Here is a 19020-nt window from a genome sequence, read left to right as displayed (position 1 = left end):
GTGGGTAAAGGGGGCTATCTTGGCTCCAGCCGACAAAAAAACAAAACGGGAGTAACCAATGACCCTGATGAAATCCTTGATGGGTGCCGCAGCCGCAGTCGCGATGACAGCGGGTGCCGCAATTGCAGAACCGGCCCTGATCTTTGACCTGGGTGGCAAGTTCGACAAATCGTTCAACGAAGCGGCCCATAACGGCGCGTCACGTTGGGCCAATCAGACCGGCGGTACCTACCGCGAGATCGAGCTTCAGTCCGAAGCCCAGCGCGAGCAGGCCCTGCGCCGCTTTGCGGAAGCCGGCGCCAACCCGATCATCACCATGGGTTTTGCAATGGCCGATCCGCTGTCTGCTGTTGCAGGCGACTATCCGGACACCAAGTTCGTCGCGGTTGACGTAACCTGGCTGGACGCGCCGAACATCCGTCAGATCGGCTTTGCCGAGCATGAAGGCTCGTATCTGGTCGGCATGATGGCCGCGATGGCGTCCAAGTCCGGCACCGTCGGCTTTATCGGCGGCATGGACATTCCGCTGATCCGCCACTTCGGTTGCGGCTATGCACAGGGCGCCAAGGCTGTGAACCCGGACATCAACGTGGTAGCCAACATGACCGGCACCACCCCGGCCGCCTGGAACGACCCTGTAAAGGGTTCGGAACTGACCAAAGCCCAGATCAGCCAGGGCGCTGATGTGATCTATGCGGCCGCCGGCGGCACCGGTGTTGGCGTTCTGCAAACTGCGGCAGACGAAGGTATCCTGTCGATCGGTGTGGACAGCAATCAGAACCACCTGCACCCGGGCAAGGTCCTGACATCGATGCTGAAACGTGTGGACGTTGCTGTTTATGAAGCGATGAAAGCGGGTGAAGACCTTGAAACCGGCGTATTCGCCATGGGTCTGGCCGAAGACGGAGTTGGTGTCGCAATCGACGATAACAACCGCGAACTGGTACACCCCCAGATGGCTGATGCCGTAGAAGCTGCACGTCGTGGCATCATCGACGGGGACATCTCTGTTGTCAGCTACTACGAGAACGACAGCTGCCCGGCACTGCAGTTCTGATATCGCATGGGACGGGGGATTTTATCTCCCGTCCCAACTCACTCTGCCGCTGTTTGACTACGCGGCCCTTCGGCAATTGAGGGCAAGACATGACCGTCCCCGCCATTGAGCTCAAAGGGATTTCCAAAGCCTTTGGGCCGGTTCAGGCCAACAAAGACATTTCCATCAGCGTCGCCCCCGGCACGATCCACGGGATAATCGGTGAAAACGGTGCGGGCAAATCCACGCTGATGAGCATCCTATACGGGTTTTACAAAGCCGACAAAGGCGAGATCTGGATCAACGGGACAAAGACCGAAATCCCTGACAGCCAGGCCGCGATTGCCTCGGGGATCGGGATGGTGTTCCAGCACTTCAAACTGGTCGAGAATTTCACCGTTCTGGAGAACATTGTTCTGGGCGCTGAAGACGGCGGGCTGCTGGCCCCGTCTTTGTCCAAGGCGCGCAAGGAACTGAAAGCGCTGGAAGAAGAATACGAACTGTTCGTGGATCCGGACAAACGCATCGACGAGATCGGCGTGGGCATGCAACAGCGTGTCGAAATCCTGAAAGCCCTGTATCGCAAGGCCGAGATTTTGATTCTGGACGAGCCGACCGGCGTTCTGACCCCGGCCGAGGCTGATCAGCTGTTCCGCATCCTTGACCGTCTGCGGGCCGAGGGGAAGACCATCATCGTGATCACGCACAAGCTGCGTGAGATCATGGAGAACACCGATACGGTCTCGGTCATGCGCCGCGGGCAGATGACTGCGACGGTCAAGACTGCCGACACCAGCCCCGAGGAACTGGCCGAGCTGATGGTTGGACGGAAGGTCCTGCTGCAAGTCGATAAAGTGCCCGCCCAGCCAGGCAAACCGGTGCTGGAGATCGAGAATCTGCGGGTGAGCGATCAGGCGGGTGTCGAGCGCGTAAAAGGTATTGATCTGACGATCCGTGCCGGTGAGATCGTCGGCATCGCTGGTGTTGCTGGCAATGGTCAGTCCGAATTGCTGGAGGTTCTGGGCGGAATGCGACCGGGGCAGGGGTCCATCAAACTTAACGGCACCCCACTGGCGCTGAGCGGGCCGGGTTCGGACGGGCGCGCGCGCCGCGATCAGCACATCGCGCATGTCCCCGAAGACCGGCAGCGCGAAGGTCTGATCATGAATTTCCACGCCTGGGAAAACGTCGCCTTCGGCTATCACCGTGACCCTGCCTACAAGCGCGGCATTTTCATGGACAACGCTGCCCTTCGGGCCGATACCGAGGCCAAGATCGAGAAATTCGACGTCCGCCCGCCCAACCCGTGGCTGACAGCCAAAAGCTTCTCGGGCGGAAACCAGCAGAAAATCGTCGTTGCCCGCGAGATCGAGCGCAACCCCGACCTGCTGCTGGTCGGCCAGCCCACACGCGGTGTGGACATTGGTGCGATCGAGTTCATTCACAAACAGATCGTCGCGCTGCGTGATCAGGGCAAGGCAATCCTGCTGGTCTCGGTCGAGCTGGAAGAGATCTTCTCGTTGTCCGACCGGATTGCGGTGATGTTTGACGGACATATCATGGGCGAACGTCTGCCCCATGAGACAGATGAAAAAGAACTGGGCCTGTTGATGGCCGGTGTGGCGGGAGAGGCCGCGTAGTATGGAAAAAATGCCCAAATGGGCCGATGTCGTCCTGATCCCGCTGATCAGTCTGATATTGGCCGCAATCCTCTCGGCACTGGTCATCCTGGCCATCGGTGAAAACCCAGTCGAGGCCGTGAAGCTCATGGTTTCCGGCGCGCTTGGGTCGACCTATGGCTGGGGTTACACCCTGTATTACGCGACGAACTTCATGTTCACGGGGCTGGCGGTGGCCGTCGCCTTTCATGCGCGCATGTTCAACATCGGCGGCGAAGGACAGGCCATGCTGGGCGGCCTTGGGGTTGCCATCGTCTGCCTCTATGTCCCCTGGCCACACTGGAGCATTGCCCTTCTGGCCGCCTGCGCCGCGTCAATGGTTTTCGGTGCGGCATGGGCTGCGATCCCGGCCTATCTGCAGGCCAAGCGCGGCAGCCATATCGTGATTACCACGATCATGTTCAATTTTATCGCAGCGGCGGTTCTGAACTATGTTCTGGTCAATGTGATGCGCCCCCCGGGGGCGCAGGATCCGGCGACCGCCCGGTTCCCCGAAGCCGTTCATCTGCCTACGTTCCAGTCCATGTTCTCGACGGCCGAAAACGTTCTGTTCAAAGGTGCCCCGGCCAATATCACCTTCTTTGTCGCGGTTCTGGCCTGTTTCGTGGTTTGGGCGCTGATCTGGCGCACCCGGCTTGGCTATGAAATCCGGGCCTATGGTCATTCGGAAACCGGGGCCGTCTACGCAGGCATCTCACCCGTGCGCATTACCATCATCGCCATGCTGATCTCGGGCGCGCTGGCTGGCCTTATGGCCATCAACAACGTCATGGGCGAGGCGGAGCGGCTGGTTCTGAACTCGACCGAGGGCGCGGGTTTCATCGGTATCGCGGTGGCGCTCATGGGGCGCTCTCATCCGTTCGGGGTGTTTCTGGCAGCGATTCTTTTTGGCTTCCTGTATCAGGGCGGGGCCGAGTTGGCGTTCTGGACCAGTATTCCGCGCGAGCTGATCGTGGTGATTCAGGCGCTGGTGATCCTGTTCACCGGCGCGCTGGACAACATGGTTCGCATGCCGCTTGAAAAACTGTTCCTGGGTATGCGGAAAGGAGCTGAGTGATGGACACATTCCTGATCATCATCCAGGTCCTGGACTCAACCATCCGCCTTGCAACACCGCTGCTGCTGGCCTGTCTGGCCGGGCTCTATTCCGAACGGGCGGGCGTCTTTGACATCGGACTAGAAGGCAAGATGCTGATGGCGGCTTTCTTTTCCGCCGCCGTGGCAGCCGTGACCGGGTCGGTCTGGCTGGGCTTGTTGGCAGGTGTTGCCGCATCTTTGGTTTTGTCCGCCCTGCACGGCGTTGCGTCGATCACATTCCGGGGCAATCAGTTGATCTCGGGCGTGGCGATCAATTTTCTGGCGGCGGGGATGACCGTTCTTGTGGCGCAAAGCTGGTTCCAGCAGGGGGGTCGAACACCTTCACTGATCGGTGGCGGACGGTTTGGACCGATCGAATTTCCCTTTGCGGAAGCATTAAGCGGTGTTCCGTTCATTGGCCCGATTTATTCCGAGTTGCTGTCTGGCCATTCGATTCTCGTCTACGTCGCCTTTCTGATGGTGCCTGCCACTTGGTGGATCCTGTTCCGCACCCGGTTTGGCTTGCGACTGCGCGCCGTGGGTGAAAACCCTGCCGCGGTGGATACGGCCGGTGTTTCCGTTGTGGGGCTTCGCTATGCCGCTGTTGCCATCTGCGGCCTGCTTTGCGGGATCGCCGGTGCCTATCTGGCCACCGCGCTTCAGGCCGGGTTCGTCAAGGACATGACAGCCGGGCGTGGCTTTATCGCGCTGGCGGCCCTGATCTTTGCGAAATGGAGACCCTGGCACGCGATGGGGGCCTGCCTTCTGTTCGGTCTGCTTCAGGCCATCGCCCTGCGATTCCAGAACATCGATCTGGGTGGGGTTGTCATACCGGTGCAAGTCATGGACGCGTTGCCCTATATCCTGACCGTGGTGATCCTTGCCGGGTTCGTGGGCAAGGCCGTGCCGCCACGCGCCGGGGGCGAACCCTATGTGAAGGAACGCTGATAGGTCCAGTTCGGACTAGTATCTCAGTCCTGTTCGCTGCAGAGCGGCATGCAGAGTTGATTTTGCATGTCGCACCCGCTCTAAAGGGGTATGCAAACGCCCCCTTTCATAACCCGGTCTGCAGACAGGCTTTTTTCGCTTTCCGATTCCTCGGACTCTGGCTCCGGGATTGTTGTGCGGGTCGGTCTGTCTTTGCCGCTGGTGGGTCATAAACAGAGATTGTTCGCCCAGAACACTGCCAAGACCGTGCCGGTGCGTCGCACTTGCGGCCAGACCCATTGCAATAAGACGGGCTTTGTCACATTACACGAACACACCCAGCCCGTTTAGAGAACATCATGCAGATTTACCTTCCAATCGCCGAAGTATCCGTGAACGCCTTTCTGCTGTTGGGTCTGGGCGGAATGGTGGGCATTCTTTCCGGCATGTTCGGAGTTGGCGGCGGGTTCCTTATGACCCCGCTGCTGTTCTTCATCGGCATCCCTCCCGCTGTGGCGGTTGCGACCGAGGCCAACCAGATCGTGGCGTCGTCGTTCTCTGGCGTGTTGGCGCATTTCCGGCGAAGGACCGTGGACTTTCGAATGGGCACCGTGTTGCTGACCGGAGGTCTGATCGGCGCGGCGCTGGGCGTTGTGGTGTTCAACTACCTCAAAAGCCTGGGTCAGGTCGATTTGCTGGTTACCCTGTGTTACGTCGTGTTTCTGGGTGTCGTCGGTAGCCTGATGTTCATCGAAAGCCTCAACGCGCTTCGCAAGTCAAAAAAGGCCGGAGGTTCGCCCCCCAAGCGACGTCAGCGCGGCTGGGTTCACGCCATGCCGCTCAAGATGCGCTTTCGGACTTCGGGCCTGTATATTTCGGTCATTCCACCAGCATTGGTCGGGCTGTGCGTCGGCGTGCTGTCCGCCATCATGGGCGTGGGCGGCGGGTTCATCATGGTGCCTGCGATGATCTACCTGCTGGGCATGCCGACCAAGGTCGTTGTGGGAACATCGCTGTTTCAGATCATTTTCGTGACGGCGTTTACAACAATGCTGCATGCCACCACGAACTACACTGTTGATGTGGTCCTGGCGGTGCTTCTGCTGGTTGGTGGCGTTATCGGGGCGCAGATCGGCACGGTTATCGGATCGCGCATGCCGGCCGAGCAGTTGCGTGTTCTGCTGGCGGCCCTGGTGCTTGCCGTATGCGGAAAACTCGCACTGGATTTGTTGCTTCAACCCAACGAGTTGTATTCGCTGGGCGATGCGGGAGGACACTGATCATGCTGCGTTGTTTGATCGCCGTTCTGTGCCTTGTCGGTCTGCCCGCGCAGGCCGAGGATGAGCAGGTTGTTCTGGGTCTGAGCCAGGACCGGGTTGCAATCACAGCAAACTTTGACGGTTCCGAAATTCTGATTTTCGGGGCGGTCAAGCGCGAAGCGCCGATCCCGCCGGGCCCGCCGCTGGAAGTGATCGTTGCGGTTGCCGGGCCATCCAGCCCTGTAACGGTGCGAAGAAAAGAGAAGCGGCTGGGTATCTGGGTGAACACCGACAGCGTGTTGGTCGATCTGGCACCCAGCTTTTATGCCGTTGCAACCAGTTCACCGCTGAATTCCATCCTGTCGGACGTAGAAGATCTGCGCCACCGGGTTTCGATCGAACGTGCCATCCGGTCGGTGGGTGCCGCGATGCATATTCGCGGCGCGCAGGACTTTGCGGATGCAGTTGTTCGAATTCGCGAGCATGAGGGACTTTACTCGATCCGAGAAAACACCGTGGCTGTGGATGAGCAGACCCTGTTCAGAACCTCGATCGACATGCCTGCAGACTTGACCGAGGGCGACTATGTCGCGCGCATTCTGCTGACACGCGGCGGAGAGGTTGTTTCCCAATTCGAGACGGTGATCGACGTGCGCAAGGTTGGACTTGAACGGTTTCTGTTCAACATGTCCCGCCAACAGCCGGTCTGGTACGGTCTGATGTCGCTTGTCATCGCGATCTCGGCCGGGTGGGGCGCCTCGACCGCGTTCAGATTGCTGCGCGAGAAGTAAACCTTTAGCCCCGGCCGATGTAAGGCATCGTGGTGGCCATCACCGTCATGAACTGAACATTTGCCTCGGGCGGCAGCGAAGCCATATGCAACACAGAGCGTGCCGCATCCTCGACAGACATAGTCGGGTCCGGGGTCGTGCCTTCTGCCATCGCCGCGTCGACCAGGCCCTGCACTATTTGCGTGCGCGCGTTGCCGATGTCGATCTGGCCGCAGGCAATTCCAAAGCTCCGCCCGTCCAATGACAGGCTGCGGGTCAATCCGGTGATCGCATGCTTCGTCGCCGAGTAGTGGACCGAGTTGGGACGCGGGACATGGGCCGCTATCGAACCGTTGTTGATGATACGCCCGCCTTGCGGCGACTGATGGCGCATGATGCCAAAGGCCGCCCGGGCACACAGGAACATCCCGTTGAGGTTCACGTTGACCGAGTTGTACCAGTCGTCCAGCGCGATCTCGTCAATGGTTCCGCCAGGCGCGAAGATGCCCGCGTTGTTGAACAGCACGTCCAGACGGCCAGCCTGTTTGGTGAAAGCATCGAAGGCGGCGACGACTGCGTCCGCGTTCGTTACATCGGCAACCAAGGGGACGGCGTTTTCGTAAGCCTCTGACATTGCCGTCAGAACATCGGCACTGCGCGCCAGAAGGCCGACGCGCCAGCCTTCCTTCAGAAACAACTCGGCGGTTGCCCGGCCGATACCGTAACTTGCGCCGGTTACGATGATTGTCTTCATGTGTCTTCAGCCTCCAGAACCAGAGAAGCCGTGGGGGCTGTGCGCAGGTCATCAACGCGCAGCGGATGAGTCGGTTTGGACAGGCGGTTGCGCACGACCCAGATCAGCCTTTCCTGCGCGCGGGTTATGGCCACATAAGCCAGACGTTTCCACAGGGGTTGTCCCGCCTCGGTACGGCCCATTCTGGCGGCAGCGTAGATATCGGGCGCAAAAACCTGCACCGTGTCCCATTGCGATCCCTGCGCCTTGTGAATCGTCACGGCAGCACCATGCAGGAAAGTCGCCCCCATGCGGGCGGCATAGGGGATAAACGGCTCTTCCTCGTCCGGTTTCTCGATCTTAACGATTGAGGCGGCGCTGACCTGCGGGTCTTCAGCCCCCATCACATGCAGACGCGAAAAACCTGGTTTGCGCCCGGGGCCCAGATAGATGACCTGTGCGCCCTTGATCAGGCCGCGCGCTTCCAGATCCAGCCGCTTCTTGCGGTGTTTCAGCGGCAGTTCCAGACCGTCGCAGATCAGGGGTTCACCCTCCAGCAACTCGGTGTCGGGGGCGCCGTGAACATGCCGGAAGGCGTTGATCAGGCGAATGCGCGTGGCGTTGCGCCAGACCAGAACCGGGCTGCGCGCCATCAGGTCAACCTCGACCCGCTGCCCCCAGACGACGCGGTCATCCTGCCGGGCGGTCTGCTCGACCAGCCTTTCGAAATCCTCGAACCCCATTGCCGGGTCCGCCAAGGCATGGGCAAGATCCAGAATCGGGTTATCCGCATCCTGCCGGTGGACCCGGTGCAGTGTCAGCTTCCGAGGCTCGGGCAGAGCTTCGAATACCATGCTGCCGGACTGGTTCACAGGCGCAAGCTGGGCCGGATCTCCGAACAGCAGCAAGGTTGGAAAAATCTCTTTCAGGTCCTCGAACTGCCGGTCATCCAGCATCGAGGCTTCGTCCACAAACCCGATATCGAGCGGTTCGTCCCGGCGTTTCCACCCGGTAATGAAATCCGAACCCCGGAGCCCGGCAGCGGCTAGCGCCCCGGGGATGGATTTGTTGTTGGCATAGAATGCCGCTGCCCGATCCAGCGCCTCATCCGTCAGCCCCTCGATTTCAGGGCGTTCGTCATTGCCTGCGAGCCATTCGGCAATACGCTCATATTCCGGGTCGTATACAGGCGTGTAAAGGATGCGGTGGATGGTTGTTGCGGGAACCCCGCGCAGGCGCAGAACGCTGGCCGCCTTGTTGGTCGGGGCCAGAATGGCAAGGCTGCGCTTGTCCTTTGACTTACGGCTTTCAAAATCGCCGGACACGATCTGAACACCGGTTTCGGCCAGCGCCTTGAACAATTCAGCCAACAGCAAGGTTTTGCCTGACCCGGCCTTGCCGATCACGGCCATCGTTTCTGTCTTTCCACCTCCGGGCGGCCTGAGCAGCGCGTCATCGTCAAGGTCGACGCCCGCCGATTTCAGCATCTCGGAAATGCTGTCATAGGCGGCGGCCTGATCATCGGAAAAGGTGACAAGAGGCAAGGACATGGCGCGACCCTACAGGGCCGCGTCAGTCATCACCAGACGCGGAGTCCGCTTTTCCCGAATTCAGGCCGAAAGCGCGAACCGATGTTGCGCACTGCCCCCGAACGCTGCACGAAACCACAGCCGGGACAGGTCTCGGGAAACCCCCGCCCGTTCAGCCACCCGGCTGCAGTCCTCGGCTGAATAGGGCCAGAGCCCGACCGAGATCTGATCCCGGCCCTTGCCCTGCGACCCCAGCACCACCGGCGAAGACCCTATCAGACGGTAGATCCGGATCATCCTTGCGTCGAAGACACCGGCAATATGGGTCAGGCCAAATCCTTCCATCACTTCGCCACCGCTCAGCATTATGACACCTGCCGTGTGCGGGCTGGCATTGCGCGACAGGCAGAACCGCGTAACCTACCAGATCAGCGGGCTGCGGATAGGACTGCCGCCCGTCAGATGACCAAAGACATCGTTTACCATGACCGGGCCGGTTGTCGGCAGTATCCGCATCGAACCGCCATGGCTGCCATCGGGTTCTTCCCAGATGACATAAAGCGGGTTCAGATCGTCATACCGATCCCGTTCTTCGCCGTTTTCGTCGACATCAACATCCCACCCCAGCCGGGTCTTGAACTGATCGGCGCGGTCCAGAAACATCCCCTTGGCAAGTTTTGGAAATTTATGCAGTTCGTCAGCATATACATAACGCAACATGACTTGCTCCCCTCGTCGTCCTGTGCAGGAACGAATGGGGTACAAATCCGTGGTTAATTTCCCGTTTGGTGACCGCGCGTTGCTTAAGTGGCTGTTAGGACTCGCCGTTCTGGTTTTCCCGGCTATGCGCCTCGCGATCTTCTCGGATTCGGGCCAGTGCTTTCCGCAGCAAGGGAACGCGATTGGGGCGAAAGCTTTCATCCGAAATCGTCATGTCCTGCATCCGGTCCAGACGGAAAAACCGGAAATCCCGGCGCAGGTGGCACCAGCTCAGCAGAATACTGGCCCGATCCATATAGACGATGCTCAGCGGATTGACGCGCCGCGTGGTGGCATCGCCTTTTGCATCGGTATAGGCGAACTCGACCGTGCGTTCATCCCACGTGGCCTGCCGCAGATCAGGGACATGAATCGTGGGCGTGGCCGGGCGGTCAAAACGTGTTGCCGTCAGCACCGCATGGCTTAGCCTGTGGGACTGACGCTGTGGCAGGCGGCCCTGCAATTTGCGCAGCGCCGCGCTGGCTGCGTCGGACAGGGCAGGGTCCCCGATCTGCTGCACTTCGCGCAGGCCAAGAACAAGGGCTTCAAGTTCATCATCGGTAAAACCAAGCGGGGGCAAGGTCGCGTCTTCGATCAGGGTGAACCCAAAACCGGCCTCTCCGTCGATGACTGCGCCAAGGCCGCGCAATGTGTCTATGTCGCGGTGAACCGTGCGGGCCGAGACACCAAGATCCTGCGCCAGTTGTGAGGACGTTCTGGGAGACGGGCCCGAGCGCAGGGCCTGCATCAGTTGGAACAGTCGGGTGGTTCGGGTCATGATGCAACTTAGCCTAAACCTGATGTCAGTTTCTGTCATCAGTCGAGGTTATGCATCGACCATCCCATTTAGGAGCGATTTTGATGCTGACCCTTCTGACCTTCCCATCCGCCTTTGGCCAATACAGCGCCAGCCCTTTTTGCGTGAAAACGGCTCTCATGCTCCAGCACTCCGGCCAGTCGTGGCAGCGGTCGGATCTGTTGGATCCCCGAAAGATGCCGCACCACAAGCTTCCGGTGTTGCGCACACCCGACCGGTTGGTGCCGGACAGTGACCTGATCCGGGACTGGCTGGAGGCGCAGGGCGCCGAATTCGACCGGGGCCTGAGCGACATTCAAAAGGCGCAATCGCGTGCTTTGGTGCGAATGGCTGAAGAGCACTTGTATTTTCAGATCGTTCTGGACCGCTGGGGCAATGACGAGGTCTGGCCGATCCTGCGAAACACGTTCTTTACCTCTGTACCGGCTTTGATCCGAAAGCCGGTTTCCAATGCCATCCGAAAATCCGTTCTGAAAGGATTGCAGGCGCAGGGGGTTGGCCGATTTTCGGTTGCTGAACGGATGGAACGAATCGAGCGGGATCTGGAATCCATCGCCGCATTTCTTTGGCAATCTCCGTTCCTGCTGGCGGAACACCCGACATCGGCGGATATGAGTGTTGGTCCAATTCTCGCGGCGATGCGGGCGACACCGTCGGACACTCCGCTGACGCGGCGGATCAAACAGGATAAACTGCTGAACAGCTATATTGACCGCATGGAACAGGCGATCCCATTGGTATGAGACCCTTTGAGAACCCGGCAGTGGCACAGGCTTTCGAGGAACTGCCCCAGGGCACTCGAAAGGGTGCCCTGATCCTGCGAGAGCTGGTCTTTGAGACCGCAAGCGATTTGGAAGCCGCGCAGCCGTTGGCTGAGGCGTTGCGCTGGGGCCAGCCTGCCTACCTGGCGCCCAAGGGATCAACGGTCCGGCTTGGTAGCCACAAGTCCGCCAGCTTCGCCCTGTTCGTGCATTGCCAGAGCCGGTTGATGGGCGATTTCACCTCGGCCTTTCCCGGTGAAGACCGGATCGATGGCAATCGGGCCGTGTTGTTCGATGACATTGACCAGATCGACGAAACCCGTCACGGTTGGCTGATCGCGCGGGCGCTGACTTATCACCTCTGACGGCGTTTGCGTTCGACCTTGCGCTTGATCTTGTCCTTCTTGCGCTTGGTACTGACCGCCTTGCGCCGGGTTGCCCGCTTTGCCGGCCCCCGTTCGCGCGGCAAGGCCTGATCGTCAATCGACAACAACTCCAGCTCCAGCCCGCCGGTCACAGGCGTCGCTTCAGTCAGACGAACAGTGACACGCTGACCTATGGCGATGATCAGGCCGGTGTCCGACCCCATCAGGGTTCCGGCCTCGCGGTCGAAATGGAAGAACTCCCGACCCAGTGAGCGCACCGGCACCAGCCCGTCCGCGCCGGTTTCATCCATCTTCACGAAGGCACCGAACCGGGCGATGCCGCTAATGCGACCGGTGAACTCATTGCCCACCCGCTCGCTGAGATAGGCGGCAAGATAGCGGTCGGTTGTGTCCCGTTCCGCCATCATCGAACGACGTTCGGTGTCCGAGATGTGGGTCGCGGTCTCTTCCAGGCGATCGATGTCATCCTCGGTCAACCCATCCTTGCCCCAGCCATGGGCCGAGATCAGCCCGCGATGCACGATCAGGTCGGAATAGCGACGGATGGGCGAAGTGAAATGCGCATAGTTCCGCAACGCCAAACCGAAGTGGCCGAAATTCTCGGGGTTGTAATACGCCTGCGCCATCGACCTGAGGGTGGTGAGGTTGATCAGCTCCGCATCCTCGGTTCCGGCAGCGGCGTTTAGCAGCGCGTTCAGGTGGCGTGTCTGCAACACTTGTCCCTTGGCCAGGTTGAGGCCCGCGGCCTGAGCCGTTTCGCGCAGGCTTTCCAGCTTTTCGGGGGCAGGTTCTTCATGCACCCGGAACAATAGCGGCTGGCGCTTGGCGATCAGCGTCTCAGCTGCCGCGACATTGGCGAGGATCATGAACTCTTCGATCAGTCTGTGTGCGTCCAGACGTTCGCGGAAGGCCACGCTCAGCACCTCGCCGGTGTCGCTGAGGACAATCTTGCGTTCGGGCAGGTCAAGTTCCAGTGGTTGCCGTACCGAGCGCGCCTTTTTCAGCGCGGTATACGCAGCATAGAGCGGTTTCAGAACCGGTTCCAACAGGGGTCCGGTACGGTCATTGGGATTACCGTCAATAGCCTCCTGCACTTCGGTGTAATTCAGCGAAGCAGCAGAGCGCATCAGGGCCCGAACGAAGCGGTGGCCGATCTTTTTGCCATCCGCGTCGATCTGCATTCGAACGGCGATACAGGCGCGCGGGACGCCTTCGTGCAGCGAACACAGATCACCCGACAAACGATCCGGCAGCATCGGCACCACACGGTCGGGGAAGTAACTGGAATTGCCGCGTTTGCGTGCCTCGCGATCCAATGCCGTACCTGGCTGCACATAAGCTGCCACGTCTGCAATCGCGACCCAGATGACATGGCCGCCAGGGTTCTTGGGATCGTCGTCGGCATGCGCATAGCAGGCGTCGTCATGGTCCCGTGCGTCCGACGGGTCGATGGTCAGCAACGGCATGTCCCGCAGGTCTTCGCGCCCTTTCAGGCCAACGGGTTTGGCCTTGTCAGCCTCGTCAATCACCTTGTCCGGAAAATCGTCCGGGATGCCGTGCTGATGGATGGCGATCAGCGACACGGCCTTGGGCGCAGACGGATCACCCAGCCGTTCCACGATCCGCGCACGGGGCAGGCCCATGCGGTTTTTTGGCCCGGCCTGCTCGGCCTCGACCAGTTCGCCGTCTTTGGCGCCCAGCACCGCGCCATCCTGAACCAGCCATTCGGTCTGGCCGGTCTTGTCGATGGGAACGATCCGCCCGCCCTCGGCCCCTTTGCGGAAGATGCCGACGATTTTGCGCGGGTTGGTTCCGATACGGCGGATCAGTCGCGCCTCGTAATTGTGGTCTTCCTCATGCACCACCGTCAGGCGGGCCAGGATGCGGTCCCCTTCGCCCAGCGCCGGATCGCTGGCGCGGGCAATGATCAGGACAATGGGTTCAACGCCTTCGCCATGCCATTCCAGCGGGCGTGCAAACAGATCGCCGTCAGCGTTCGGCGCCTTCACCTGCAATACACTGACGGGAGGCAGACGGTCGGGGTCGCGATAGCTGCGCTTGCGCTTTTTCAGATGCCCCTCGGCCTCTAGCTCCTTGAGGATACGCTTGAGGTCAATTCGGTCCGCGCCCTTGATGCCAAAGGCCTTGGCGATATCGCGTTTCGAGGTCAGGGTGGGGTTCGCCGAGATCCAGTCCAGGACCTCCTGCTTGGTGGGGATGCGAGTCATGAATTCGGCCTAGCACGGGGATGCGACCGCGTCATGACCAAAAAACAGTCGTGTGGATCAGGTTTGCAGATCTGCGACGGTATCCACGTCGTTCAGATAATCCAGCAGCACGAAGCTGCGATCGGGGATCGAGGCGAGTGTGTCCGCCAGCGCGTGTTCCGTCGACCAGCGCACGTTATTGAACGATCCGGGTGGCAGCGCCGCTACGCCTTGCGCACCAATCAGCCAGTACCCGCCATCTGTCGCAGGTCCAAATACCATTTGCGTCGCCCCCAGGGCGCGAAAGGCGCTTGCGATGTGGTTTCGGGTAATACCCGGTATGTCGGCACCGATCAGGCAGACGGGCCCGTCCGGAGCGCTGCGTAACATCCGGGCCATGCGGACGCCCAGATCGCCTTGCCCTTGCGCGACGCGCGGCAAATCGGCGGGCCAGATCCGGCTGGCCAAACCCTCCCGATCGGGTGAAACGGCCAGCATGATCTGCCACCGAGGATCGCGCAGCCGCCGGATCAGAGCCCTTGCCTGATGCCGAAACCACCACGCTGCACCAACCATGCCGATATCCCGACCCAGTCGCGTCTTGACCCGACCCGGGCGTGGTTCCTTGATCATGATAATCAAAGTGCGTTGCATGGATCAGGCGAAGTAATCCCCGAGAATGCGGGTATAAATCGCCTTGAGCTGTTCGATTTGCGCGACTTCGACGCATTCGTCGACCTGATGCATGGTGCGCCCGACAAGCCCGAATTCGACCACCGGGCAATGGTTCTTGACGAAGCGCGCATCCGATGTGCCGCCGGTTGTGGACAGCTCGGGAGCGATTCCGGTTTCGGCTTCGATCGCGCGCGAAACCAGATCCGACAGGGGGCCCGGCGGCGTCAGAAAGCTTTCGCCGGAGATTTTGATGCGGGTATCGATTGTGACGCCAAACTCTTCGGCAACCCGGTCCGCTTCGGCGTGCAGCCAGTCGCTCAGGCTTTGCCCGGAATGAAGGTCGTTGAAGCGGATGTTCACTGCCCCACGACATTGCGCGGGGATCACGTTCGTGGCCGGATTTCCGGTATCGATTGTGACGACCGCAAGGGTCGACGCATCGAAATGGTCCGAGCCCTGATCCAGCTGGTGGCTGGCCAGCCGGTCCATCAGCCGAGCGATGGCGGGCACCGGGTTCTTCGCGCGATGAGGATAGGCCGAATGGCCTTGTACCCCACTGACAGTGAACCATGCGGTCATCGAGCCGCGCCGCCCGATCTTGATCATATCACCCATGCGGTTCGGGCAGGTGGGTTCGCCAACCAGACAGACCGACATACGTTCGTCCGCAGCGTCCATGTAATCCAGCAATGCGGTTGTGCCGTCCAGCGCATCGGCTTCCTCATCCCCGGTGATGGTCAGGATGATGGCTCCGTCCGGCGGAGTGTCCCGTACAAAATCAATGGCTGCGGCTGCAAACGCAGCGACGCCCGACTTCATGTCCGTGGCGCCCCGGCCATACATGACCCCGTCGCGTATTTCGGCCCCAAAGGGCGGCATGGTCCATGCTGCCTCATCACCTACAGGAACGACGTCGGTATGCCCGTTGAAGCCGAAGCTGCGCGCATGGCCCTTGCTGCCCCAGCGCGCAAACAGATTGCTGATCCCGCCGCGATCCGCCCGGGTGCATTCAAAGCCCGCGTCCGACAGGACTTCCTGCAACAGAACCAGCGCGCCGCCTTCCTCGGGTGTGACCGATGGGCAACGGATCAGGTCTGCCGTCAATTGTACCGGGTCTGTCATCGCGGGCCTCTTGTCTGTATTGCTGGGCAGGTTCGTGCACAGATTCAACGAATTGGCCCGATTGCCAACCCCAGGGCGCAAATTTTCCACCTGTTTTGCCCACGCATGTCTGGTTGAGACGTCCGGAAAACATGGCGCTTTACCCCGCGATCACCTTGCCGCCCGGTCCAAAACTAAGCTAGAGGGCCGCGAAACAGGTATCTTGTCGATGAAACGCCTATTCTTCGCAGTGGTCTGCCTGACTTTCGCCGTTCTTGCACAGCAAAGCCAGGCGCAATCGCTTACGGTCTCGACCGTAACACGCCCCCCGTTTTCCTATGTCGAGGACGGGGACCAGAGCGGTTTTTCCATGGACTTGCTGGAAGCCCTGTCCAGCGCGCTGGGCTGGGAGTATTCGGTCAACCGGCTGGATGCCTTTGGGGACATGCTGAATTCGGTGCAGGACGGGACAGCCGATCTTGCGATCGCCAATATCTCGATCACCGCGTCACGCGAAACGAGTATGGATTTCAGCCAGCCGATTTTCGAATCCGGTTTGCAGATCATGGTTCCGTCCGAAGCAATGCGCCGGCCATCCCTGCTGCAGGCGCTGTTGTCGCGCGAACTGTTCATAGCGATCGGGCTGGCTTTTGCGATCCTGCTGGGCGGCGGGATGCTGATGTGGAGTTTCGAACGACGTGCGCAACCCTATTTTGACCGCAAGCTGAACGAGGCATGGTTCCCGTCTTTCTGGTGGGCGTTGAATCTCGTGGTCAATGGCGGCTTCGAAGAACGCATGCCCCGGACGCCTTTTGGCCGTTTGTTGGGGGTCATTCTGGTTGTTTCTTCGCTGTTCATCGTGTCCGTTTTCACGGCCCGGATTACATCGGTCATGACAGTGGACGCGATCACCGGCAGCGTAAACTCGGTCAACGACCTCTATGGCAAGCAGGTGGGCACGATCTCGGGCTCGACCGCGGCCAACTTTCTGAACCGTCGCGAAATTGAGTTTACCGGCTATCCCGGACTGGAAGAGATGCTGACATCCTTCGAGAAAGAGGAATTGGACGCGGTCGTCTTCGATGCACCGATCCTGTCCTATTACGCTGCGCATGAAGGCCGGAAAATCGCCTCGGTGACAGGCGGAATTTTCCTGCGCGAAACCTATGGTATCGCCTTTCCGACCGGCTCGCCTTTGGTCGAAGAAGTCAACCAGGCGCTGCTGTCCCTGCGTGAAGACGGCACGTATTCGGAAATCTACCGCAAATGGTTCGGGGCGCGGAACTAGGACTGTTCCAGCTCCCCGAAAAACGGCGTCATCTGCGCGACGATGACCGCGTTTTCATCCAGCGCCCGTTGCATCAGAGCACGTTCGTCAGAATCGATGTCATGGCCCTGCGCCTCACGCTCGGCCAGTGTGCCATAGCCGGTAACATCCAGCGGAGCAGTATCGGCCTGTTTCAGAATCGCCACGGTTTCCCGTACCGCTTCCGCCTCGTCCACGCCGCTGGCAAAACACATCAGTGCGGCACCGGTCGCGCCCTCGGGCAGACCGTCACCTTCTTTCCGTCCGATCTGAACCAGCAGCGTATAGACCTGCTGGCGAGAGGGTTTCTTTTGCTTGTCCATATCCGGGCCTTAGCGCCGCACCCGGACATGGTCAAGTTCACGGTTGCCCGGATCAGCCAGCAACGACGTTCTGTTTCTGCACGCCCAGACCTTCGATACCCAGTTCGATTTTGTCACCGGGCTTCAGATAGGTCTGCGGTGTCTGACCCATCCCGACACCCGGCGGTGTTCCGGTGGCGATCACATCGCCCGGCTGCAGGGACATGAACTGGGAAAGGTACGAAACTACTGTCGCAACGGCGAAATGCATCGTCCGGGTCGATCCGTCCTGATAACGATGCCCGTTCACCTCAAGAAACATTGCCATGTTTTGCGGGTCCGAAACCTCGTCCCGCGTCACCAGCCACGGGCCAATCGGACCAAACGTATCCGCCGACTTGCCCTTGACCCACTGGCCCGAGCGATGCAGTTGGAAATCGCGTTCAGACAGGTCGTTGATCACGCAATAGCCCGCCACATGGTCTAACGCTTCGGCTTCTGACACGTATTTTGCGGCTTTGCCGATAACCACGCCCAGTTCGACCTCCCAATCGGTTTTGACCGATCCGCGCGGGATTTCCACGGTGTCATTCGGCCCCATGATGGCCGAGGTTGCCTTGAAAAAGACGACTGGCTCCTGCGGCAGTTCCATACCGCTTTCGTCAGCATGGTCGGCATAGTTCAGGCCAATGCAGATAAACTTTCCGACCTGCCCGACACATGCACCGATCCGGGTATTCGCATCGGCTTGCGGCAATTGAGCGGGGTCCAGCGCGCGGAGTTTTTGCAGGCTCTCATCGCCCAGCGTTTCGCCGGCAATGTCATCCACAACCCCCGACAGGTCCCGAATTACTCCGGTATCATCCAGAAGGCCCGGTTTTTCCTGACCGACAGGCCCAAAGCGCAGAAGTTTCATCCTGTTTCCCTCATTCGTTCAGATCGTCCAGCCGCCATCGATGGCAAAGGGCTGTCCGGTGGTGTATTTGCTGGCGTCGCTGGCCAGGTAGAGTGCGAGTTCCGCGATCTCTTCGGCGGTTCCGATGCGCCCCATGGGCTGGCGCGCGATGAAATCCGTCATCGCCTTCTGATAGTCGCCGGTTTCGCGCAGCCGGTCATGCAGAGAGGGGCTGTCCACAGTCCCCGGACAGATCGCGTTGCAGCGAACCCCTTGCGTGACGAAATCCGCCGCGACCGATTTGGTCAGACCAATGACGGCCGCTTTCGAGGCGCAATAGGCAAAGCGGTTCGGCACGCCCTTGATCGACGAGGCAACCGACGACATGTTGATGATCGAGCCGCCGCCGTTTTCCAGCATGTTCGGCAAGATCAGCCGGGTCAGCCGATACATGGCCTTGACGTTCAGGTCGAAACTGAAATCCCAGTCGCGGTCCTCGCATTCCAGAATGGACCCGTTTGCAACATAGCCCGCGCAATTGAACAGCACGCCCAGTGCCGGCAAGTCCGCGACAGCGGCCTGCACAGCATTGGCATCCGTCACATCCAGTTGCAGCGTGGTCACGCCCGCTGTTCCATCAAGCGAGGCCAACGCGTCAGAGTTGATGTCGCATGCAATGACCTGCGCCCCTTCGGCGGCAAAAAGTTCGACTGACGCTCGGCCGATGCCTTGGCCTGCCGCTGTGACCAGGGCGGTTTTCCCGGCCAGTCGCGCTGGTGTTCCTTCGTTCGGCATACCGGA

The 19020-nt window shown here is 60.1% G+C and carries 18 protein-coding genes and 1 pseudogene; 9 read left to right on the top strand and 10 right to left on the bottom strand.

The features are described 5' to 3' along the window. The first annotated feature begins 58 nt into the window (after positions 1–58). From ACR3EQ_RS12910 to ACR3EQ_RS12885, 6 genes are all read left to right on the top strand, one after another. Positions 59–1057 (top strand): BMP family lipoprotein, encoded by a 999-nt coding sequence (locus ACR3EQ_RS12910; RefSeq protein WP_170615671.1) that lies wholly within the window; start codon positions 59–61, stop codon positions 1055–1057. A gap of 89 nt (positions 1058–1146) precedes the next feature. Continuing rightward, positions 1147–2676, top strand: coding sequence for an ABC transporter ATP-binding protein (locus ACR3EQ_RS12905; RefSeq protein WP_170615669.1), 1530 nt, complete (start codon positions 1147–1149; stop codon positions 2674–2676). A gap of 1 nt (position 2677) precedes the next feature. Then, positions 2678–3772: an ABC transporter permease gene (locus ACR3EQ_RS12900; RefSeq protein WP_170615667.1), complete on the top strand. Its 1095-nt coding sequence runs from the start codon at positions 2678–2680 to the stop codon at positions 3770–3772. Beyond that, entirely contained in the window at positions 3772–4740 is a 969-nt protein-coding gene (locus tag ACR3EQ_RS12895) for an ABC transporter permease (RefSeq protein WP_480490855.1), read from the top strand. Before ACR3EQ_RS12900 ends, ACR3EQ_RS12895 begins: the two co-directional genes overlap by 1 nt. Positions 4741–5078: 338 nt before the next feature. Then, on the top strand, positions 5079–5999 hold the full coding sequence (locus ACR3EQ_RS12890) for a sulfite exporter TauE/SafE family protein (RefSeq protein ID WP_170805770.1): 921 nt from the start codon (positions 5079–5081) through the stop codon (positions 5997–5999). Positions 6000–6001: 2 nt separating this feature from the next. After that, on the top strand, positions 6002–6769 hold the full coding sequence (locus ACR3EQ_RS12885) for a TIGR02186 family protein (protein ID WP_170805771.1): 768 nt from the start codon (positions 6002–6004) through the stop codon (positions 6767–6769). A gap of 4 nt (positions 6770–6773) precedes the next feature. Here ACR3EQ_RS12885 and ACR3EQ_RS12880 read toward each other — a convergent pair whose 3' ends face one another. The 4 genes and pseudogenes from ACR3EQ_RS12880 to ACR3EQ_RS12865 all read right to left on the bottom strand — a co-directional run bounded on the left by ACR3EQ_RS12880 (position 6774) and on the right by ACR3EQ_RS12865 (position 10547). After that, positions 6774–7502: an SDR family oxidoreductase gene (locus ACR3EQ_RS12880; RefSeq protein ID WP_480490853.1), complete on the bottom strand. Its 729-nt coding sequence runs from the start codon at positions 7500–7502 to the stop codon at positions 6774–6776. Further along, positions 7499–9031 carry an ATP-dependent DNA helicase gene (locus tag ACR3EQ_RS12875; protein ID WP_480490852.1) on the bottom strand — a complete coding sequence of 511 codons (1533 nt, stop codon included), beginning with the start codon at positions 9029–9031 and terminating at the stop codon, positions 7499–7501. The genes ACR3EQ_RS12880 and ACR3EQ_RS12875 overlap by 4 nt, the downstream gene beginning before the upstream one ends. A 60-nt stretch (positions 9032–9091) precedes the next feature. Further along, positions 9092–9730 (bottom strand): annotated as a pseudogene (locus ACR3EQ_RS12870) (acyl-homoserine-lactone synthase). A 94-nt stretch (positions 9731–9824) separates the two neighbouring features. After that, positions 9825–10547 (bottom strand): helix-turn-helix transcriptional regulator, encoded by a 723-nt coding sequence (locus ACR3EQ_RS12865; protein WP_170615655.1) that lies wholly within the window; start codon positions 10545–10547, stop codon positions 9825–9827. Positions 10548–10630: 83 nt separating this feature from the next. Between ACR3EQ_RS12865 and ACR3EQ_RS12860 the strand changes: the two genes are divergently transcribed. Together ACR3EQ_RS12860 and ACR3EQ_RS12855 are read left to right on the top strand one after the other, a co-directional pair. After that, complete coding sequence (locus tag ACR3EQ_RS12860; protein WP_170615654.1) at positions 10631–11329, top strand: glutathione S-transferase family protein; 699 nt, start codon at positions 10631–10633, stop codon at positions 11327–11329. Then, positions 11326–11712 carry a DUF1801 domain-containing protein gene (locus tag ACR3EQ_RS12855; protein ID WP_170615652.1) on the top strand — a complete coding sequence of 129 codons (387 nt, stop codon included), beginning with the start codon at positions 11326–11328 and terminating at the stop codon, positions 11710–11712. The genes ACR3EQ_RS12860 and ACR3EQ_RS12855 overlap by 4 nt, the downstream gene beginning before the upstream one ends. Here ACR3EQ_RS12855 and rnr read toward each other — a convergent pair. The 3 genes from rnr to dapE are packed head-to-tail and all read right to left on the bottom strand — an operon-like array spanning position 11703 to position 15737. Further along, positions 11703–13961 (bottom strand): ribonuclease R, encoded by a 2259-nt coding sequence (gene rnr / locus ACR3EQ_RS12850; protein ID WP_480490850.1) that lies wholly within the window; start codon positions 13959–13961, stop codon positions 11703–11705. The genes ACR3EQ_RS12855 and rnr overlap by 10 nt on opposite strands. 57 nt (positions 13962–14018) lie before the next feature. Next, the gene (locus ACR3EQ_RS12845; RefSeq protein WP_170615647.1) at positions 14019–14594 is read right to left on the bottom strand and encodes a TIGR04282 family arsenosugar biosynthesis glycosyltransferase; all 576 of its coding nucleotides are present in this window, start codon (positions 14592–14594) and stop codon (positions 14019–14021) included. Between the two features lie 3 nt (positions 14595–14597). After that, positions 14598–15737: a succinyl-diaminopimelate desuccinylase gene (gene dapE, locus ACR3EQ_RS12840; protein ID WP_480490848.1), complete on the bottom strand. Its 1140-nt coding sequence runs from the start codon at positions 15735–15737 to the stop codon at positions 14598–14600. Positions 15738–15945: 208 nt separating this feature from the next. Here dapE and ACR3EQ_RS12835 point away from each other — a divergent pair, with 208 nt between their 5' ends. Next, positions 15946–17004, top strand: coding sequence for a transporter substrate-binding domain-containing protein (locus tag ACR3EQ_RS12835; protein WP_170615643.1), 1059 nt, complete (start codon positions 15946–15948; stop codon positions 17002–17004). Here ACR3EQ_RS12835 and ACR3EQ_RS12830 read toward each other — a convergent pair. The 3 genes from ACR3EQ_RS12830 to ACR3EQ_RS12820 are packed head-to-tail and all read right to left on the bottom strand — an operon-like array spanning position 17001 to position 19014. After that, a complete protein-coding gene (locus ACR3EQ_RS12830) occupies positions 17001–17345 on the bottom strand; it encodes a hypothetical protein (RefSeq protein ID WP_170615641.1) in 345 nt (114 codons plus the stop codon). The two genes, ACR3EQ_RS12835 and ACR3EQ_RS12830, sit on opposite strands and share 4 nt — an antisense overlap. A 52-nt stretch (positions 17346–17397) precedes the next feature. Next, positions 17398–18240, bottom strand: coding sequence for a fumarylacetoacetate hydrolase family protein (locus tag ACR3EQ_RS12825; RefSeq protein WP_170615639.1), 843 nt, complete (start codon positions 18238–18240; stop codon positions 17398–17400). 18 nt (positions 18241–18258) lie between these two features. Beyond that, a complete protein-coding gene (locus ACR3EQ_RS12820) occupies positions 18259–19014 on the bottom strand; it encodes an SDR family oxidoreductase (protein ID WP_170615637.1) in 756 nt (251 codons plus the stop codon). Positions 19015–19020 lie beyond the last annotated feature (6 nt).

Source organism: Ruegeria sp. AN11 (genome assembly GCF_056536005.1).
The sequence above is the reverse complement of the archived record's forward strand: the minus strand, read 5'-3'. Positions and strand labels throughout refer to the sequence as shown.

Excerpts from the sequence above, each read along its gene's own strand:
- ACR3EQ_RS12900 (WP_170615667.1), top strand. The coding sequence starts at position 2,678 with ATGGAAAAAATGCCCAAATGGGCCGATGTCGTCCTGATCCCGCTGATC.
- ACR3EQ_RS12860 (WP_170615654.1), top strand. The coding sequence starts at position 10,631 with ATGCTGACCCTTCTGACCTTCCCATCCGCCTTTGGCCAATACAGCGCC.
- ACR3EQ_RS12875 (WP_480490852.1), bottom strand. The coding sequence starts at position 9,031 with ATGTCCTTGCCTCTTGTCACCTTTTCCGATGATCAGGCCGCCGCCTAT.
- ACR3EQ_RS12825 (WP_170615639.1), bottom strand. The coding sequence starts at position 18,240 with ATGAAACTTCTGCGCTTTGGGCCTGTCGGTCAGGAAAAACCGGGCCTT.
- ACR3EQ_RS12905 (WP_170615669.1), top strand. The coding sequence starts at position 1,147 with ATGACCGTCCCCGCCATTGAGCTCAAAGGGATTTCCAAAGCCTTTGGG.
- ACR3EQ_RS12830 (WP_170615641.1), bottom strand. The coding sequence starts at position 17,345 with ATGGACAAGCAAAAGAAACCCTCTCGCCAGCAGGTCTATACGCTGCTG.
- ACR3EQ_RS12865 (WP_170615655.1), bottom strand. The coding sequence starts at position 10,547 with ATGACCCGAACCACCCGACTGTTCCAACTGATGCAGGCCCTGCGCTCG.
- ACR3EQ_RS12880 (WP_480490853.1), bottom strand. The coding sequence starts at position 7,502 with ATGAAGACAATCATCGTAACCGGCGCAAGTTACGGTATCGGCCGGGCA.
- ACR3EQ_RS12845 (WP_170615647.1), bottom strand. The coding sequence starts at position 14,594 with ATGCAACGCACTTTGATTATCATGATCAAGGAACCACGCCCGGGTCGG.
- ACR3EQ_RS12895 (WP_480490855.1), top strand. The coding sequence starts at position 3,772 with ATGGACACATTCCTGATCATCATCCAGGTCCTGGACTCAACCATCCGC.
- ACR3EQ_RS12890 (WP_170805770.1), top strand. The coding sequence starts at position 5,079 with ATGCAGATTTACCTTCCAATCGCCGAAGTATCCGTGAACGCCTTTCTG.
- ACR3EQ_RS12820 (WP_170615637.1), bottom strand. The coding sequence starts at position 19,014 with ATGCCGAACGAAGGAACACCAGCGCGACTGGCCGGGAAAACCGCCCTG.
- ACR3EQ_RS12835 (WP_170615643.1), top strand. The coding sequence starts at position 15,946 with ATGAAACGCCTATTCTTCGCAGTGGTCTGCCTGACTTTCGCCGTTCTT.
- rnr (WP_480490850.1), bottom strand. The coding sequence starts at position 13,961 with ATGACTCGCATCCCCACCAAGCAGGAGGTCCTGGACTGGATCTCGGCG.
- ACR3EQ_RS12910 (WP_170615671.1), top strand. The coding sequence starts at position 59 with ATGACCCTGATGAAATCCTTGATGGGTGCCGCAGCCGCAGTCGCGATG.
- dapE (WP_480490848.1), bottom strand. The coding sequence starts at position 15,737 with ATGACAGACCCGGTACAATTGACGGCAGACCTGATCCGTTGCCCATCG.
- ACR3EQ_RS12855 (WP_170615652.1), top strand. The coding sequence starts at position 11,326 with ATGAGACCCTTTGAGAACCCGGCAGTGGCACAGGCTTTCGAGGAACTG.
- ACR3EQ_RS12885 (WP_170805771.1), top strand. The coding sequence starts at position 6,002 with ATGCTGCGTTGTTTGATCGCCGTTCTGTGCCTTGTCGGTCTGCCCGCG.